The sequence below is a fragment of the Duganella aceris genome (assembly GCF_011090165.1).
In the GTDB taxonomy this organism is placed as follows: domain Bacteria; phylum Pseudomonadota; class Gammaproteobacteria; order Burkholderiales; family Burkholderiaceae_D; genus Rugamonas; species Rugamonas aceris.
Genome location: NZ_JAADJT010000008.1, coordinates 248793 through 266030 on the forward strand (window position 1 = coordinate 248793; position 17238 = coordinate 266030).

General features: G+C 66.7%; 13 protein-coding genes. 5 read left to right on the forward strand and 8 right to left on the reverse strand.

The genetic code is table 11. From position 1 onward, the window contains the following. Positions 1 to 62: 62 nt before the first annotated feature. The 5 genes from GW587_RS18715 to GW587_RS18735 form a co-directional block, all read right to left on the reverse strand. Positions 63 to 1565 (reverse strand): DUF3526 domain-containing protein, encoded by a 1503-nt coding sequence (locus GW587_RS18715; RefSeq protein ID WP_166105978.1) that lies wholly within the window; start codon positions 1563 to 1565, stop codon positions 63 to 65. Further along, positions 1562 to 3046, reverse strand: coding sequence for a DUF3526 domain-containing protein (locus GW587_RS18720; RefSeq protein WP_166105980.1), 1485 nt, complete (start codon positions 3044 to 3046; stop codon positions 1562 to 1564). Before GW587_RS18720 ends, GW587_RS18715 begins: the two co-directional genes overlap by 4 nt. Beyond that, complete coding sequence (locus tag GW587_RS18725; protein ID WP_166105982.1) at positions 3006 to 3710, reverse strand: ABC transporter ATP-binding protein; 705 nt, start codon at positions 3708 to 3710, stop codon at positions 3006 to 3008. The genes GW587_RS18720 and GW587_RS18725 overlap by 41 nt, the downstream gene beginning before the upstream one ends. Before the next feature lie 9 nt (positions 3711 to 3719). After that, positions 3720 to 5978 carry a TonB-dependent receptor gene (locus GW587_RS18730; protein WP_166105984.1) on the reverse strand — a complete coding sequence of 753 codons (2259 nt, stop codon included), beginning with the start codon at positions 5976 to 5978 and terminating at the stop codon, positions 3720 to 3722. A 145-nt stretch (positions 5979 to 6123) separates the two neighbouring features. Beyond that, positions 6124 to 7419 (reverse strand): aminotransferase class V-fold PLP-dependent enzyme, encoded by a 1296-nt coding sequence (locus GW587_RS18735; protein ID WP_166105986.1) that lies wholly within the window; start codon positions 7417 to 7419, stop codon positions 6124 to 6126. 153 nt (positions 7420 to 7572) lie between these two features. Between GW587_RS18735 and GW587_RS18740 the strand changes: the two genes are divergently transcribed. Continuing rightward, positions 7573 to 8499, forward strand: coding sequence for a Gfo/Idh/MocA family protein (locus GW587_RS18740; protein WP_166105988.1), 927 nt, complete (start codon positions 7573 to 7575; stop codon positions 8497 to 8499). A gap of 79 nt (positions 8500 to 8578) precedes the next feature. Continuing rightward, the gene (locus GW587_RS18745) at positions 8579 to 9982 is read left to right on the forward strand and encodes an MFS transporter (RefSeq protein WP_166105989.1); all 1404 of its coding nucleotides are present in this window, start codon (positions 8579 to 8581) and stop codon (positions 9980 to 9982) included. 1 nt (position 9983) lies between these two features. On the opposite strand, the gene GW587_RS18750 is transcribed toward GW587_RS18745, so the two are convergent. After that, entirely contained in the window at positions 9984 to 10874 is an 891-nt protein-coding gene (locus GW587_RS18750; protein WP_166105991.1) for a LysR family transcriptional regulator, read from the reverse strand. A 93-nt stretch (positions 10875 to 10967) separates the two neighbouring features. On the opposite strand from GW587_RS18750, the gene GW587_RS18755 reads away from it, so the two are divergent. After that, positions 10968 to 11447: a (R)-mandelonitrile lyase gene (locus GW587_RS18755; protein ID WP_166105993.1), complete on the forward strand. Its 480-nt coding sequence runs from the start codon at positions 10968 to 10970 to the stop codon at positions 11445 to 11447. Here the strand turns inward: GW587_RS18755 and GW587_RS18760 are convergent. Both GW587_RS18760 and GW587_RS18765 read right to left on the reverse strand, forming a co-directional pair. Next, entirely contained in the window at positions 11416 to 12708 is a 1293-nt protein-coding gene (locus GW587_RS18760; protein ID WP_166105995.1) for an MFS transporter, read from the reverse strand. The genes GW587_RS18755 and GW587_RS18760 overlap by 32 nt on opposite strands. A gap of 75 nt (positions 12709 to 12783) precedes the next feature. Continuing rightward, positions 12784 to 13248: a DUF6623 family protein gene (locus tag GW587_RS18765; RefSeq protein ID WP_166105997.1), complete on the reverse strand. Its 465-nt coding sequence runs from the start codon at positions 13246 to 13248 to the stop codon at positions 12784 to 12786. Positions 13249 to 13630: 382 nt separating this feature from the next. Between GW587_RS18765 and GW587_RS18770 the strand changes: the two genes are divergently transcribed. Then, positions 13631 to 14140, forward strand: coding sequence for a gluconokinase (locus tag GW587_RS18770; RefSeq protein ID WP_229259536.1), 510 nt, complete (start codon positions 13631 to 13633; stop codon positions 14138 to 14140). Positions 14141 to 14233: 93 nt separating this feature from the next. Continuing rightward, complete coding sequence (locus tag GW587_RS18775) at positions 14234 to 17230, forward strand: TonB-dependent receptor plug domain-containing protein (RefSeq protein WP_229259537.1); 2997 nt, start codon at positions 14234 to 14236, stop codon at positions 17228 to 17230. The last annotated feature ends 8 nt before the right edge of the window (positions 17231 to 17238 follow it).

A 17238-nucleotide genomic window follows, 5' to 3' on the forward strand; every position in this document is an offset into this window, starting at 1 on the left:
CACGGCGCCGATGCGGCTGGCACTGCGGCGTTTGGGAGAGGTCCGGCGACGTTGGCGGTGTTCTAGGCGGCCCGCCAGCGTGGTGTGGTGCGCGGCAGCAGTAGCGCGGCGAGCGTCAGCATGATGGCGATCCACACCGGCAGCGGCAGCAACCGGGATCGCCATGCCGACAATCCCGCCAAGCCCGGCGACGGCGCGAACACCGGCACCTGATCGAAATCGCGGAAGCCGTAGCCGCCCAGGCAGGTCGCGGGACAAGGCCGCCGCTGGTCGCCCAGCGCCGACAGTTGTATCGTGCGCTGGAAATAGTCGCGCAATCCTTGCTGGTGCTGCTGAACCTCGGCCAAAAAGCGCTGATGACGCTCGCCATCGTTGCCTGCGATGGTCGCGAGCACCTGATAAGTCAGCGTGACCGGGCTAAAGGCCAATGCCCGATCGAACCAGCGCTGCTGCCGCTGCCTGGCCTGCTCGAACCGGCGGTCCACGTCAGCCATGACCCGCTCCAGCTCCTGCGCACGCTGCAAGCGCGTCACGCTGGACGACACCTTGTCGAGCGAGCCCGCTGGCCGCCAATCGGGATGGCTGTCGTAGAAGCGCGCCAGGCTATCCAGCTTGTTGGCCGCCACCTGGTCGCCGGCATCGCGCATCGCCTGAACGTAGCGCTCGCGCTGCGGCACCGGTGCGCCGATCTGGACCAGCGCCGTGATCGCGCCGGGCACCAGGATCGCCAACGCAAGCCAGGCGCCGAAACCGGCGAAGGCGGCGCTCATGCGATTGCCGCACACCGCGCAGATGGCAACCGCCACCGCCGCCCAGAACAGCGAATACAACAACACCACGCCACCCCACTTGAGCAATGCCGCGACGCCGGCGCCGTCCAACCCGACCGCGCCCAGCGCGAGTGCGCCCGCGACGCAGACCGCCAGCAACACTGCGGTCGCCACGAGCGCACGCGCCCCGATCTGCGCCGCCAGCATCCGCCCCAGCCGCACACCTTGCAGCTGCAAGGCTCGCAGACGCAGGCTCTCGCGGTCCTGGGTCAACACGGAGGTGGTCAAGGCCAGCAGAATCAGCGGCCACAAATACACCACGAAGAACATCAGGTCGAAACGGCCCGCCGCCAGCAACGCCGGGTGCTCGATCTCCAGCGCGGTGCGCACCGACTCCATCGACTCAGCGCGTACCCGCACGTAGGCCGGCAGCAGATCCGCCTGGCCGATGGCCAGCGCGGCGCCCGGCACGGCCGGCTTGCCGGCGAAGCCGACATGCTCGCGAAAGGCGTAGCCGCGCACGTCCACCGGCGTCTTGTACCATTGCAGGCCGGCGAATTCCACCGCCGCCGGATCGGCGAAATAGCGTTGCGCCAGGTCCTTGGCCCCGGCTTTGGCCTGCGCCTGTTGCGCGGCGGCCGCCGCCACCGCGTCACGGCCGTGACGGTCGAAACGCACGCCTTCATACAGTCCGAATACCGCCAGCAACAGGCCGGCCAGCATCAGCAGGATGGTGCCGCGCTCGCGCAATTGGCTGCGCAGATCGTAGGCGATCAAGGTATATATCTGTTTCATCGTAGGTTTCCGTTGCGTAGATGGCGCAAACCGGCGCCGCACAGCGCCAGGCTCGCGACGAAGAGCGTCAATAAGGGCAGCAGATGGCGCGCCAGCAGCCCGCCCATCTCCAGCGCGTCGAACACGAAGCGGAACGGCGGTACCTGGTCCCACAGATCGCGGTCGCCGTCGTGGCGCGCGCCGTTCACTTCGCGATGCCCGGTGATCGCCTGGTTCATCACCCGCTGTATCGCCCGGCGCTGCTGCTCGGCACCCTGGATGAACTGGATGTGATGCCCGGTGTCGCTGCCGGCGACGGCGCTCGACAAGCCGGCCACCGCCACCGACGGGGAGAACCATCCCGCCAGCGCCGCCGCGGCCGATTGCCCGCGCATGGCATCGAACAGACGGCCGTAGTGCTGGTCGAAGATCCGGTCGCCATGCTGCTCACCGCGTTGCAGGCTGATGCCCGCCCAGTTGACCGGCAAGTCCTTGACGTCGCCGACGCCATAGTCGCGCAGCACCTGCTCCTTGTCGCGCCGGGCCTGTTCCGGATCGTCCGGCATGCCGAGCGCGCCATCGAGTCCGGCGCGGAACTGCTGCATGGTCGGCAGCGGCGCCGCCAGTTGCGCCAGCTCGACGGCGGTGCGCGGAATCACCAACGCGGTCAGCGCCCATAGCCCGATCAACACCGCCAGGCTGGTACGCAGGCTGGCCGCCCATGCCGAGACGCCGGCGATCAGCGCCGCCCACGTCGCCAGATAAACGAGATAGCCCAGCGCGAACAGCGCGGCGCGCGTTCCGCCGTCGCTGAAGGGGCTGCGATTGTCGAGCGTCCACTCCAGGATGCCGACCGCCACGCAGGCCGGCAGCACCAGCGTCAGCGCGAGGCACAACAGCACCGCACCGCGCGCACAGGCGAGGGCGCTCAGCGGCGCGGCGTTGATGCGCAACGCCGCCAGCGTGCCGCGCTCGCGCTCCGCCGCGAACATACCGAAGCCGAGAAAGATCATCGCCATCGGCGCCAGCACCTGCAGCACCAGCGCGGGATTGAGGCGGAACTGGCGATTGACGCCCGGCTCGTCGTTGGCCGGACGGTACACCAGCTCATTCTGCTTATGCGCCTCTAGCCACACGCTGGCGCCGACATAATGTTCGACGCCGGGATCGAGCGCCGCCAGCGCCGACAAGGGCTTGAAGACGTATACGCCGTAGTGCGCCGCCGCGTGCGGATATTTTTTACCCTGCTGCGACCAGCGTTGTTGCTCCGCCAGTTGCGCGTCGGCGCGCGCATCCAGCGTGGCGCGCAGCTCCAGCGACGACAGCAGCGCCGCGCAGGCGGCCAGCGCCAGGCCGACGCCGATCACCAGCCATACGCGCCAGTCGCGCCGGCGTTCGCGCCAGTCGGCCTGCCAGGCGCCGGCGCAGGCCAGCAGCCAGCGCCGCATTCCCGCGCGCCGTTCAAGCACGGCGCGCGAGGATGTCGAGATAGTTGCGTTCAAGTTCGCCTGCATTCAGTTCTCCCAGTTTCCATTCACCGGCCAGTTGGCCGCCCACCAGCATGCCGCAGCGGTCCGCCAGTTCCTGCGCGCGAAACAGGTCGTGCGTCGCCATCAGCACCGCCGCGCCCTGGTCCGCGAGATCGCGCACCAGATCGCCGAAGGCCACGCTGGCTTCCGGATCGAGGCCGGAGGTCGGTTCGTCCAGCACCAGCACCTTCGCTCCTTTGGCCAGCGCCATCACGATGCCGACCTTTTGCCGCATGCCCTTCGAGTAGCCGTAGGCCATGCGGTGCCAGGCGTGCTGCGGCAGGCCGGCGCGCTCCAGCAGGACTTCGATCGCGCGCCGGTCCGGTTTGATGCCGAGCAGTTTCATGAAGAATTCGACGTTCTCGACGCCGGTGAGGCGCTCGTACAGCGCCACATTCTCAGCGATGTAGGCGGCGTGTTCGACCGCCGCTTGCGCCGGCAGCAGCGGCGATCCGGCCAGCTGGATGTTGCCGCCGTCCGCTTCGACAAAGCCCAGCAGGCAGCCGATGGTGGTGGACTTGCCGGCCCCGTTAGGACCCAGCAGCGCGTAGATTTCACCGCCGGAGACGTGCAGGTCGAGGCCGTCGACCACGGTGCGGCCGTCATAGCGTTTACTTAGTTTTTCGATGCGTATCACGGCTGCTCCTTAAAAGGCATAGCGCACTTCGCCGAACAGCGTGCGGCCCGGATACGGGTGCAGCTGGTAGGCGCGGTTGTCGTTCAGGTTATCGATGCCGATCGCGACCTCGGTGCCGCGCGCGGGCTTGAGCAGCAGACGGACGTCGAGCTGGCTGACGCGCGAAACGCCGCCATACACGTCGGTGTTGTAGTCGCTGTTGGTGATCTCGTTGAACTGCGCGCCGGAATAGCGGTAGGTCGCCGATGCGCTCCAGGTGTCGGCGGGGGCGTAGATCAAGGTGGCGGCCGAGCGGACGCGCGGTACCCGCGTCCAGTTCTTGCCCAGCGACGGCTGATAGTTATCGTTCTCCAGGATGGTCGATTTGCTGAAGGCGATATTGGCCTCCGCGCTCAGGCCCTGTATGCCGAGGCGGTCGATCTGTCCCACCAGTTCCAGGCCGCGCGTGCGCACGCGGCCGATGTTCTGCACATTGGTCACGTTCGGCAGCACGTTGAGGTTCAGCTGACTCCAGATGGTGTTGCGCACATCGTCCTGGAACAGCGAGGTGCGCAGGCTGCCCAGTTGGTAACGCTGTTCGGCCATCAGTTCCAGCGCGGTGGAGCGCTCCGGCTTCAGGTTCGGATCGTTGACGATGATGCTGCTGCCGGCCGCCGTGCCCTGGAATAGTTCCGACACAGTCGCGAAGCGCGTACCGCGTCCGGCCGACAGGCGTAGCGTGGTATCGTCTGCCGCATCCCAGGCCAGCGAGAATTTTGGCGACCACGCTTGCTCGCTGCGGTCCGGATAATATTGCGCCGTCCCCGGCGCCACGCGTTGCAGGCCGTTCTCGGCGCGCCAGGATTCGGCGCGCAGACCGAGCGTCGCCTGCCAGCGCGGCGCGAAGCGCCATGCATCCTGCGCGTACAGAGCCAGCGTGCGTGTTTCGCCGCCGACGAACTGGCTCTCGGCGCCGTCGGCGTTGCGCCAGTCGGTGGTGAGGCGGGTTGCCTGTTTCAGCTTGTAGTCGTCGGCATGCAGGCCGATGCTCAGCGCGTGCGGGCCGCCGTTGCGCGTCGCTTGCAGGTCGATGGTGTTGAAGCCGCTGCCGTCGCGTACCACGGCGTTGCCGGCGCCGCCGTTGGCCGCCAGCGGATCGGCGGCGCCGGCGTTGCGCTGCACGTCCTCCACGATGCGGTAGCCGCTGATCGAAGCGCTGCCGTTCCATCCGTTCTGGTTCCTGGTCTTGACGGTCAGGCCGGCTTGCGCGTGGCGCTCGTCGCGGGTGTAGGGGATGAACGCGGTCGCCGGCAGCACGAAGACATTGGCGCCGTCGCTGACGCGGCCGGACCACACGGCCTTGCCGGCGGCGTCGCGCAGGAAGGTCTGGTTGCGGGTGACGCTTTCATTCGACCACCAGGCGACGAAGCCTTCGGCGCTGACGGTGGGGCTGAAGTCGTAGCCGAAGCTGGCCTTGGCGGTGTTTTGCAGTGTGTGGTCGATGGCGCCGGCGTTGGCGCCGAAGATGGCGCGGCGGGTGCCGAACGGGCCGGTGTCGTAGACCACGCCGGTGACCGGGGTCGCCGGTGCGCCGCCGGCCGGCGCGGTGAATGCGCCGGCCGCGTTGGCGGTGGCGGTGTAGTAGCCCATCGGCTGGCTGGTGCTGTCCTGGTGGTTGAGCATCAGCTTGTACCACAGGCCGGATGCGAGCTTGTCGCCGATCAGCGCCGAGCTTTGGTAGTTGCGGTAGTGGTCCTTCTGGCCGTACTGGTCGAAGGATTGGTCCTGCATCGCCAGCCTGACCGAACCCGAGAAAGTGGCGGGGCGGGTGGTGGTGACGGCGATCGTGGTGCCGATCGAGTTGCCGGCATAGAGCGCGGAGAAGGGGCCGTAGAACACGTCGATGCGCGCGATCTCTTCCGGCGCGATCATGTTCCAGCGCGGCGCGTCGAAGCGGCCGAGGAAATTCGACAGCAGGTAGCCGTCCATCGTCACCAGCGCACGTGGCGCCTGCGTGGTGGAGAAGCTGCGGCCGCCGACCAGCGCGTTGCGGTCGCCGCTGTAGCGCTTGCGGATCGTCATGCTGGGCATATTGCGCAGGGCGTCTTCGGGATTGAAGATGTTTTGCTGCTGCCGCAGTTCGTCCTGCGTCTTGACGATGCTGTTGGCGGGCAGGTCCGGCGCGGCGGCGGTGCGCGTGTTGCTGATGGTGACGGTTTGCAGCGGGGCGTCGTCTTCGGCGTGGGCGGGGACGTCCGCCGTCAGGGCGAGCGCGATTGCTGCGGCCATGGGCCGTATCGTTGTTTTCATTGGAGTTGAAGTGGGCACGGTGGGGCGCGTCAGCGCCGGAGTTATTATTGCAACTGACTTGCATAATAAGTCCATATGAAACTTAATGCAATAAGCTTGCATTAAGTTTTCACGGTGCCGATTTTCAGGTGGCGGCGATTTGTCGCAGCGCGGCGACCAGTTGGTCCAGTTGCGGCTTGGTGGTGAACAGCGCCGGCGTGACGCGGATGCAGCTGCCGCCGACCGGACCGTGGCGCACCACGGTGAAGATCTTGAACTGGTCCATCAGGCGGTTGGCGAGCGCGCTGTTCTGCTCCGGCGTGGTCAGGCCTTTGATGCGGAACGAGGTGACGGCGCCGTACATGCCGGGCGTGTCCGGCGTCAGGATTTCGACCTTGTCGATGCCGCGCGCCTGGCGCACCCAGTGGTCGCGCAGGTGGCGCAGCCGTGCGCCCTTGGCGGCGGCGCCGATCTGCGCGTGCATTTGCAGCGCCTTCGGTATCGTCATGATGCTGGCCGCGTTGAGCGTGCCGGAATGGACGCGCGAGCGGATGTCGTCGGCGGCGAAATCGCGGTCGCCCATATGCACGCCGATGTCCGCCAGCCGCGTCTTGCGGATGTAGATGAAGCCCAGTCCCAGCGGCGCGCCTATCCATTTATGCAGGTTGCCGCCGATGAAATCGGCCTGCAGGTCGGACATGCGGTAATTTAGCTGGCCCCACGATTGGGCGACGTCGAGGATCACGTCGACGCCGCGCTGCCTGGCCATGCGCGTGATCTCGTCCACCGGGAACACCAGGCCGGTGCGGTGGGTGATGTGGGTCAGCAGCAGCAGGCGCGCGCGCGGGTTGTCGCGCAGCGCCTGTTCGTAGGTGTCCAGCACCGACTGGCGTGTCGCCGGTTCGGGGATGCGGATCACGCCGATCCGTGCGCCCCGGCGCTCGGCCAGGTCGTTGATGGCGTAGATCATGGCGTCGTAATCGAGGTCGGCGTGCAGGATGGTGTCGCCGGGCTTCAGCAGTTTGTAGTTGGAGATCAGGTTTTGCAGCGATTCGGTGGCGCCGCGTGTGATGGCGATTTCGTCGACCGGCGCGCCCAGGTGCCGCGCCAGCTGGACCCGGATCGCCTCGATGCCGTCGCGGTCGAACTCGCGTCGCAGCAGGCGCGAGTTGTCGCGGTTCAGAATGTCGATGTTGCGCTTGAAGTCCTCGGCCACCGGCTTGGACATGATGCCGTAGTAGGCGTTCTCCAGATTGGTGAAGTCGGGGCTGACCTCGTAGTGCGCGGCGACCTTGCGCCAGTAGGCTTCATCGTCGGCGTCCGCCGGCGCCGCCGGCAGCGGGTCGGCGGTGGCGGCCTGCGCCCCCATGCCGTGGGTGGCGGTCAGTGCGGCAACGGCAGAGCCGTGCAGGAAGGCGCGGCGGGTCAGCAGGTCTGGCATGGTCGGTCCGGGCAGTGGAGGGAAGGCCCATTGTAGCCATGCTTTGCCCCGCCCATCTCATTTTGATATCTGTCCCGCGATAAAAGTGATTGGTGTTGCGGCGCCGGCGCGCTTAGCATACGGTGGCGCAAACTCATTTATGGAAGAACCAAGATGTCAGCTATCAAACTCGCCATCGTCGGCGTCGGCAAGATCGTGCACGACCAGCACCTGCCGGCCATCGCCGCCAATCCCGATTTCGCGCTGCTCGCCTCGGCCAGCCGCAACAACACCATCGACGGCCTGCCGGGCTTCAAGACCATCGAAGAGATGCTGGCCGCCGCGCCGGAGATCGAAGCGGTCTCGCTGTGCATGCCGCCGCAATACCGCTACGCCGCCGCGCATGCCGCGCTCACCGCCGGCAAGCACGTGTTCCTCGAAAAGCCGCCCGGCGCCACGCTGTCCGAAGTGGCCGACCTGGAGGCGCTGGCCGCGTCCAAGGGCCTGACCCTGTTCACCAGCTGGCACTCGCGCTACGCGCCGGCGGTGCAGCCGGCCAAGGCCTATCTGGCCGCGCACGCGCCGACCGCGATGCACGTGATCTGGAAAGAGGACGTGCGCCACTGGCATCCGAACCAGGACTGGATCTGGCAGGCCGGCGGCCTGGGCGTGTTCGATCCTGGCATCAACGCGCTGTCGATCGTCACCGAGATCCTGCCGTCGCAGGTGTTCCTCACCAGCGCCAGCCTGGAGTTCCCGGAGAACCGCGACGCGCCGATCGCCGCCGAGCTGCACTTCCAGGATGCCGGCGCGTTGCGCGTGCTCGCGGAATTCGACTGGCGCCAGACCGGCAAGCAAAGCTGGGACATCATCGTCGACACCGCCGACGGCCAGGTCAAACTCAGCGACGGCGGCGCGCGGCTGTGGATCGCCGGCGAAGAGCAGCCGCTGGACAAGGAGGCTGAGTACCCGTCGCTGTACCGCCGGTTCGCCGCCTTGGTCAAGGCCGGCCGCTCCGACGTCGACGTCGCGCCGCTGCGCCACGTCGCCGACGCCTTCATGCTGGGCCGGCGCAAGGTGGTCGAGGCCTTCCACGACTGATCATTGATGAGGATGGCTCATAAGGTCATGCCGGCGTAGCCGTCTATTCATGAATGTGGTCATGCCTTACATTGGCGTCATGACTACATCGAATAAACGCGCGATCCTCGCCATCATCCTCACCAGCTACGTCATGATCGTGCTGGACGCCTCGGTGGTCCTCACCGGGCTGCCGAAAATCCATCAGGAGCTGGGCTTCAGCGACACCGGCCTGGCCTGGGTGCAGAGCGCCTACACGCTAACCTTCGGCGGCTTGCTGCTGCTGGCGGCGCGCGCCGGCGACATCCTAGGGCGGCGCCGCATGCTGAGCGCCGGCTTGGCGATCTTCACGGCGGCGTCGGTGGCGATCGGCATGGCGGGCTCGCCGATGATGCTGGTCGCGGCACGCGCCGTGCAGGGGCTGGGCGCGGCGATCCTGGCGCCGTCCACGCTGGCGCTGCTGCAAACCACCTTCACCGACAGCGGCGAACGCATGAAGGCGGTGTCGTGGTACAGCGCGGTGGCCGGCGTGGCCGCCAGCGTCGGCATGGTGCTGGGCGGTGTGCTGGCCGAATGGCTGTCGTGGCGCGCCGGCTTCTTCATCAACCTGCCGATCGGGCTGGCGTTGATGTGGGCGGCGCGGCGCTACATCGTGGAGAGCCCGCGCGCTTCGGCGCAGTTCGACGCGGCCGGCGCCGTTGCCTCCACGCTGGGCATGGGCGCGCTGGTCTATGGCTTCATCCGCTCCGCGTCCGCCGGCTGGGGCGATGCCGCCACGCTGGGCGCGATCGGCGCCGGCCTGGTGCTGCTGGCGCTGTTCGTTTTCAATGAGGCGCGCGTGGCGCAGCCTATCATGCCGCTGCGGCTGTTCGCCAATCGCGAGCGGGTCGCCGCCTATGTGGCGCGCATGCTGTTCCTCGGCGCGATGATCGGCTTCTTTTTCTTCACCACGCAGTACCTGCAAGTGGTCGGCCATTACAGCCCGGCCGCGACCGGACTGGCCTTCCTGCCGATGACGCTGGTGAACTTCGCGGTGGCGATGACGGTGCCGTCGCTGAGCCGGCGCCACGGTAACGCGCGCCTGCTGGCGGTCGGGTTGGCGGTGTGTCTGGCCGGTATGGCGTGGTTGAGCCGCGTGTCGGTGGACAGCGGCTACCTGTTCGGCGTGGCGTTGCCGATGGTGTTGATCGGCGCAGGGCAGGGCATGGCTTTGAGTCCGCTGACCGCGTTCGGCATCGCCGGCGTGGCGCCGCAGGACGCGGGCGCCGCTTCGGGCGTGGTCAATGTCGCGCACCAGTTGGGTAACTCGCTGGGGCTGGCGATACTGGTGGCGGTGGCCGCCGCCGGCGCCGGAGGCTTGCAGGGCGCGGCCTTGCTGTCGCATCGCGTCACCGCCGCGCTGAGCACCGGCGCCGGCTGGCTGGCGTTGGCGCTGCTGCTGGTGTGGATGTTGATCGTCCGGCCGCAGGCGGCGCGGCGCGCCATCGAGGCCCGGACGGTGTAGATCATCCCTGGTGGCGCAGCGCGTCCACCACCAGCTGGAATGCCGGCGACGACTGGCGCCGGCTTGGAAAATATAGATGGTAGCCGGGGAAGGTCTGGCACCAGTCCTGCAACACCCGCACCAGCGCGCCCTGGGCGATGTGTTCGGCCACCATGTCCTCCGGCAGATAGGCCACGCCGTGGCCGGCCAGCGCCGCCCGCACGCGCGGCGTGCTGCTGTTGAACACCCATTGGCCGTCGACCCGCACGTTGACGGCGTCGCCGTCCTTTTCAAAATCCCATACCAGCAGGTTGCCGTGCGTCGGCAGGCGCAGGTTGATGCAGTTGTGGTCCTGCAGATCGCGCGGCGTCAGCGGCTTGGCGCGTCGCGCGAAGTACGACGGCGCGGCCACCACCGCCATCCGCATGTCGGCGCCGATGCGCACCGCAATCATGTCCTTCTCCACCTGGTCGCCGAGCCGCACGCCGGCGTCGTAGCGCTGCTCGACGATGTTGGTCATGCCGTAGTCGACGTTGATGTCGATCTTGATGTCGGGGTATTGCGCCAGCAGCGGCGCCAGCTTGGGCCACAGCACGCCGTTGGCGGCGTGTTCGGCGCAGGTGATGCGGATGGTGCCGGCCGGCTTGTCGCGCAACTCGGTCAGCGCGGCCAGTTCGATGTCGATCTCTTCGAAGCGTGGCGCCAGTGTTTGCAGCAGGCGCTGGCCGGCGTCGGTGGGGCTGACGCTGCGCGTGGTACGGGTCAGCAGGCGGATTCCGAGCCGCGTCTCAAGCGCGCGGATGGTGTGGCTGAGCGCCGATTGCGACACGCCCATCTGCTTGGCCGCCTTGGTGAAGCTGCCCTCGCGCGCCACCGCGACGAAGGCCAGCAGGTCGTTGTAGTTCTCGGTCATTCATGAGTCCTCTTCATAAGCTCATGCCGATTATAGCGGCTTATCAGTAGCGTCATCGCTGGCTACACTGGAGGCAATCGCAAAGGAGAAATCATGAAACAACTATCCGCAACGGCGGCGCTGGTCGGCGGCTTGATGTCGGCGGCGGCGGCCCAGGAGGCCACGGCGCCGGTCAAGGTCACGCAGGCCGGATCGCAACCGTCGGCGGCCGGGCCGGCCGCCAATTTCACCGGCACGGTGAGGGTCGATGCGCCGTTCAAGGGCAGCGGCGCGGCACGCGTCGGCGGCGCGCTGGTGACCTTCGAGCCGGGCGCGCGCACGGCGTGGCATACGCACCCGTTGGGGCAGACGCTGATCGTCACCGCCGGCGCGGGACGGGTGCAACGTTGGGGCGGGCCGGTACAGGAGATCAAGCCCGGCGACACCGTGTGGATACCGCCCAACGTCAAGCACTGGCACGGCGCCGCGCCGACCACGGCGATGTCGCACATCGCCATCGCCGAGAACCTCGACGGCAAGGTCGTGGAGTGGCTGGAAAAGGTCAGCGACCTGCAATACCTTTCCGGCTCTTGATGCACAGCGCGGTCAGCATGCCGACCGCGCACACGCCGATCACGTAGTACGCCGGTCCGAGCTTGTCGCTCTTGAGCATCAGCGTGACGAAGATCGGCGTCAGTCCGCCGAAGATGGCGTAGGAAAGGTTGTACGAGAACGACAGCCCTGAGAAGCGGACCTGCGCCGGGAAGGCTTGCACCAGCACGCACGGCACCGCGCCGACCACGCCGACCAGCAGTCCGGTCAGCGCGTACAGCGGCAGCAGCAGCTCCGGCTGCGTGGCGATGGTGGTGTAGAAAACGTACAGGCACACCGCCAGCAGCGGGCTGCCGATCAGGATCACGCGGCGCGCGCTGAAGCGGTCGGCCAGCACGCCGGCGATGATGCAGCCGAAGGCCAGGCACAAGGTGGCGGCGGTATTCGCCACCAGCGAGGTGCGGGCGTCGATGTGATAAATCTTTTGCAGCAGCGCCGGCGTCATCAGGATCACCACCACGATGCAGGCCGACAGCATCCAGGTCAGCAGCATCGACACCGCCACCGCGCCGCGATGGCTGCGCAGCACTGCCTTCAGCGGCATCTCGGCCGCCAGCGCCTTCCGTTGCTGCATCTCGGCGAACACCGGCGTCTCGTGCAGCCAGCGGCGCAGGTACATCGCGCCCAGGCCGAACACGCCGCCCAGCAGGAACGGGTAGCGCCAGGCGCCGTCGGTCACTTCGGCCGGCGTGTAGACGGTATTGAGGCCGGTGGCCACCAGCGAACCAAGCAGGATGCCGACCGTCAGGCCGGCGGTCAGCGTGCCGCAGGCGTAGCCGGTGCGGTTGGCCGGCACGTGCTCGGAGACGAACACCCAGGCGCCCGGCACCTCGCCGCCGACCGCCGCGCCTTGCAGCACGCGCATCAGCAACAGCAGCAGCGGGGCGGCCAGGCCGATGCTGGCGTAGGTCGGCAGCAGGCCGATCATCAGCGTCGGCAGCGCCATCAACAGGATCGACAGCGTGAACATGCGCTTGCGCCCCAGCAGGTCGCCGAAGTGCGCCATGACGATGCCGCCCAGCGGCCGCACCACGTAACCGGCGGCGAAGATGCCGAAGGTTTGCAGCAGCCGCAGCCAGTCCGGCATCTCCGGAGGAAAGAACAACTGGCCGATGGCGTTGGCGAAGAAAACGAAGATGATGAAGTCGTAGAATTCCAGCGCGCCGCCGAGCGCGGCCAGCGACAGTGTCTTGTAATCTTCTTTGGTCAGCGGGCGGGCGGCGGAGATGTCGGAGTTGTGCATGCGGTTATTTTTCTCAGGTGGAGGCGCAGGCGTAGCATACGCAATTCCACCTGTTCGGTAAACGCCGCCGGCGACTCACAGTTCGTCGAACTGCGCTCCGGCGCCGGAGATGATGATTTCGCCGGCGCCGTTGAAGATCGCGTGGATGCACATCACCAGCGGGCCGGAGGCCGGGCGGCTGCCGAGGTTGAAGTTGAGCTGCGTGCCGCCTTCACTCACGTTCAGCGCGCCGCTGTCGTGGAATTCCTTGGATTCGGCGCCCGGTCCGGTGGCCTCGTGGATGCGCACCCGGTCCACCATCGGGCCGCCCTTGGCCGACAGCCGCAGCCACGCGCTCCGGATCCGGACCGCGTCGCCATCCAGCTTGGTGCCGGACGGGATGGCCAGATGAAACCAGTTGTCGGTGCCGCGGTTTTGCTTGATCGAGGTGCCATACCCCATCGGCCTCAGGACGAGTCCGTTGTTAGTGCCGGTCAATTCTTTGGTGAATTCCGGCACCACGTTGACGCCGTGGGTCCAGAAATGGAACATTTCAGCCATGATGGTTCTCCTAGCTTGGGTTTGAACGGGAGTGATCGTTGAAGCGATCGCCTCCAGTATCGAGCCCGAACGCTGCCGTGGCTTGATGGCGCTCAAAGGTGCGCCTTGCGGGAAAGCGTTGCGCGCCCGCCACGTTCATGCTGCGCCGCCGTAGAACCGCCCGCGCGCACCGTGGCGCGGCGTTCCCGGCCCAGCTTTATGCTGCGTTGCAATACGAATATCTCTTTACAAATTCCTACGGTGCGTTAAAGTCACTACCAAATGATAACGCTAACTTCGCGGTATCGGCTAACTCCCCCATTTCAGAAATGCAGCGGCGCAAGCAAACGGCCCGGTTCTTCAGAAATGTGATGTTAGCGCTAACTTTAATTCGGAGCGGTGGATGGAGAGTATTCGTTGGGTGGTGATGGGCGTCAGCGGCTGCGGCAAGAGCACGGTCGGTCAGGCGTTGGCGTCCGAACTGGACGTGCCCTACATCGAGGGCGATCTGTTCCACCCGGACGCCAACGTCGCCAAGATGTCGGCCGGGATGCCGCTCAACGATGACGACCGCGCCGGCTGGCTGCTGGCCTTGCAGGCGCAGATCCGGGCCGCGCGCCAGGACGACGCCGGCCTGGTGCTGTCCTGCTCGGCGCTGAAACGGCGCTACCGCGACCTGCTGCGCCAGGGCGACCCGGCGCTGCGTTTCGCCCATCTGGCCGGGGCCAAGGAATTGATTTCGGCGCGCATGCAGGCGCGCGTCAACCATTACATGCCGCCATCGCTGCTCGACAGCCAGTTCCGCGACCTGGAACCGCTGCAGGACGACGAAGCCGGCGTCACGCTCGATATCGGCATCGCCCCGGAACTGCTGGTGGCGCAGATCTTGGGGGAGGTACAACGCCAGGCTTGACGGGCAGGGCACGGCAGCAAATTCGCAGGAAAGCTTCATCGCAGCGGGCCGTCAGCAGTACCGCGCGCAATCAATAAAAATTTGGAGACTCACATGACTACACTGACTACCCGTAACACCATCATGCGCCTGGCCGTGGCCAGCGCTTGCAGCTGGATCGCGATTTCCGCCCAGGCCCAGCAGACCGCCGAACCGGCGCCGGCCCCGGCCGCCGCCCAGGACGCCGCCGCGCCCGCCGTCGCCCAGGACGCGGCGCCGGAAGTCGCGCCGACCACCAACGTGGTGACCGTCTCCGGTTCGCGCATCGCCGCACGCGGTTTCAGCGCGCCGACGCCGACCACCAGCCTGGGGTCGGAAGACCTGGCCAAGAGCGCCCAGCCGAATCTGTTCAACACCATCGCCGAATTGCCGGCGCTGCAGGGCAGCACCGGCCGCACCACCAGCACCAACAGCACCTCCAGCGGCATCCAGGGCCTGAGCTCGCTGAGCCTGCGCGGCCTCGGCCCGATCCGCACCCTGACCCTGCTCGACGGCCAGCGCGTGGTCGGCGCCAATGTCACCGGCGTCACCGACGTCAGCCAGTTCCCGCAACTGCTGGTCAAGCGCGTCGACGTGGTCACCGGCGGCGCCTCGGCCTCGTACGGCTCGGACGCGATCGGCGGCGTGGTCAACTTCGTCACCGACAAGAAGTTCGAAGGCTTCAAGGCCAACGTCGAAGGCGGCATGACCAAGTACCACGACGACAAGAACGGCACGCTGCAAGCGGCGTGGGGCAAGTCCTTCATGGACGACCGCCTGCACGTGACCGCCAGCGGCGAGTATGGCCGCGAGAAGGGCATCGACGCGCCGGGCTTCGGCGAAGTCGGCCCGAACGGCCGCACCTGGTACAAGAACACCGCCTACCAGGTCCGCCCGATCGCCCAGACCAACGACGGCAAACCGCAATACACGGTCATCGACCACGCCCAGCAATTCCAGTACGCCAAATACGGCCTGATCACCAACGGACCGCTGCAAGGCACGGCCTTCGGCGTGGGCGGCGTGCCTTACCAGTTCAACTACGGCTCCAACGGCAAGCCGACCGGCACCGGCTCGGTCACCGGCTGCGTCAACCCGTTCTGCGTCGGCGGCGACTTGAGCGGCAGCGTCGGCGCCGGCACCAACCTGGCGATGGACCTGACGCGCCAGGTGGGCTACACCCGCGTCGGCTTCGACCTGAATCCGGACCATGAAATCTACATGACCGCCAACTTCGGCAAGGTCAAGTCCGAGTTCACGCCGAATCCGGGCGCGGCCAAGAACGCCAACCTGACCATCCAGTGCGACAACGCCTTCCTGCCGCCGTCGATCGTCGCCGCGTGCGCCGCCAACAAGATCACCAGCTTCCAGTACGGCACGGCCAACGCCGAATTCCCGCGCAACATCAACGTCCACCCGACCCGCGAGATGCAACGCCTGGTGCTGGGCGCCGACGGCAAGTTCCAGCTGGGCGGCAAGGAATGGTCGTACGACACCTACGCTGAATACGGCCAGAACAAGACCGACATCATCGTCCACGACATCACGCTGAACAGCCGCTACAACGCCGCCATCGACGCCATCCGCGGCCCGAACGGCAACATCATCTGCCGCAATCCGGTCGCCGCCGCCTCCGGTTGCGTGCCGCTCAACATCATCGGCAACGTCGCGATCGATCCGGCCGCGTTCGCCTACATCGCGCCGCTGAACGGTCCGCAGCAGCACACCAAGCAAACCCAGCAGGTGGCCAGCTTCAACATCAACGGCGAAGCGTTCGAATCGTGGGCCGGCCCGATCGCGATCGCCACCGGCGCCGAATACCGTCGCGAGCACTACAGCGTGACCGGCGACCCGTACGGCAACGGCGTTTCGGCGTCCAGCCCGAACACCACCGAATATCCGGCCGATCCGCTGTTGAACACGGCTGTTGGCAACAACTGGTACGCGGGTAACTATCACAGCGGTTCGGGCACCTACGACGTCAAGGAAGCGTACCTGGAGCTGAACGTGCCGGTGCTGAAATCGGCGACCTGGGGCGAGGCCAACCTGAACGTGGCCGGCCGCGAGACCGTCTACAGCACCTCCGGCAACGCCAAGACCTGGAAACTGGGCGGCACCTGGAAGACCGGCGTCGACGGCCTGCGCCTGCGCGCCGTGACCTCGCACGACGTGCGCGCACCCAACCTGAGCGAGCTGTACGCCGCGCCGGTGGTGGTCAACAACGTGGCGAACTTCAACGGCGCCGCCGTCTCGTTCCAGCAGCGCACCGTCGGCAACACCAACTTGCGTCCGGAAGATGCGCGCAACACCGTGGTCGGCATTGTCTTGACCCAGCCAAGCTGGGCCCCTGGCTTCAGCGCCTCGGTCGACTACTTCGACATCAAGGTCAACGGCGTGATCTCGGCCCTGTCGGCGCAGCAGGAAATCGACCTGTGCTCGGCCGGCAACCAGGAAATCTGCGGCGCGATGTCGCTCAACAACGCCAACGCCGCCAATAACTTCGTGACGGTGCAGGCGTTCAACCTGGCGTCGCTGCGCAACAAGGGCGTCGACCTGGAGGCGTCGTACCGCATGAACCTGAAGGACTACAGCCTGCCGGGCCGTCTGACCTTCCGCGCGCTGGCGACCCGTACGCTGAGCTTCCTGACCGATCCGGGCGTGGTGGGCACCATCCCGTCCGAAGCGGCCGGTAACAACCTGGGCGGCACGCCGAAGTGGAAGGGCCTGGCGACGCAATCGTGGGACACCGACAAGTACAGCCTGACCCTGAGCGAGCGCTGGATCAGCAAAGGCGTCTACAGCAACGAGTTCATCGAGTGCCAGACCAACTGCCCGGTCTCGACGATCACCCACGCCACCATCTTCAACAACCAGATGAAGGGCGCGTTCTACGTCGACCTGGGCGGCAGCATGAAGATCGCCGACAAAACCACGGCCTACTTCAAGATCGACAACATCGGCAACCGCGATCCCGTCGCCGCGCCGCAGACCAACCTGAGCTTCGCGATCAACCCGACCCTGTACGATGTGCTGGGCCGTGTCTACCGCGCTGGTGTGCGCTACAACTTCTAAGCGCACAC

Bases quoted from the DNA above. Each gene is read 5' to 3' on its own strand.
- GW587_RS18715 (WP_166105978.1), bottom strand. From the start codon at position 1,565: ATGAAACAGATATATACCTTGATCGCCTACGATCTGCGCAGCCAATTG.
- GW587_RS18730 (WP_166105984.1), bottom strand. From the start codon at position 5,978: ATGGCCGCAGCAATCGCGCTCGCCCTGACGGCGGACGTCCCCGCCCAC.
- GW587_RS18735 (WP_166105986.1), bottom strand. From the start codon at position 7,419: ATGCCAGACCTGCTGACCCGCCGCGCCTTCCTGCACGGCTCTGCCGTT.
- GW587_RS18740 (WP_166105988.1), top strand. From the start codon at position 7,573: ATGTCAGCTATCAAACTCGCCATCGTCGGCGTCGGCAAGATCGTGCAC.
- GW587_RS18745 (WP_166105989.1), top strand. From the start codon at position 8,579: ATGACTACATCGAATAAACGCGCGATCCTCGCCATCATCCTCACCAGC.
- GW587_RS18750 (WP_166105991.1), bottom strand. From the start codon at position 10,874: ATGACCGAGAACTACAACGACCTGCTGGCCTTCGTCGCGGTGGCGCGC.
- GW587_RS18755 (WP_166105993.1), top strand. From the start codon at position 10,968: ATGAAACAACTATCCGCAACGGCGGCGCTGGTCGGCGGCTTGATGTCG.
- GW587_RS18760 (WP_166105995.1), bottom strand. From the start codon at position 12,708: ATGCACAACTCCGACATCTCCGCCGCCCGCCCGCTGACCAAAGAAGAT.
- GW587_RS18765 (WP_166105997.1), bottom strand. From the start codon at position 13,248: ATGGCTGAAATGTTCCATTTCTGGACCCACGGCGTCAACGTGGTGCCG.
- GW587_RS18770 (WP_229259536.1), top strand. From the start codon at position 13,631: ATGGAGAGTATTCGTTGGGTGGTGATGGGCGTCAGCGGCTGCGGCAAG.
- GW587_RS18775 (WP_229259537.1), top strand. From the start codon at position 14,234: ATGACTACACTGACTACCCGTAACACCATCATGCGCCTGGCCGTGGCC.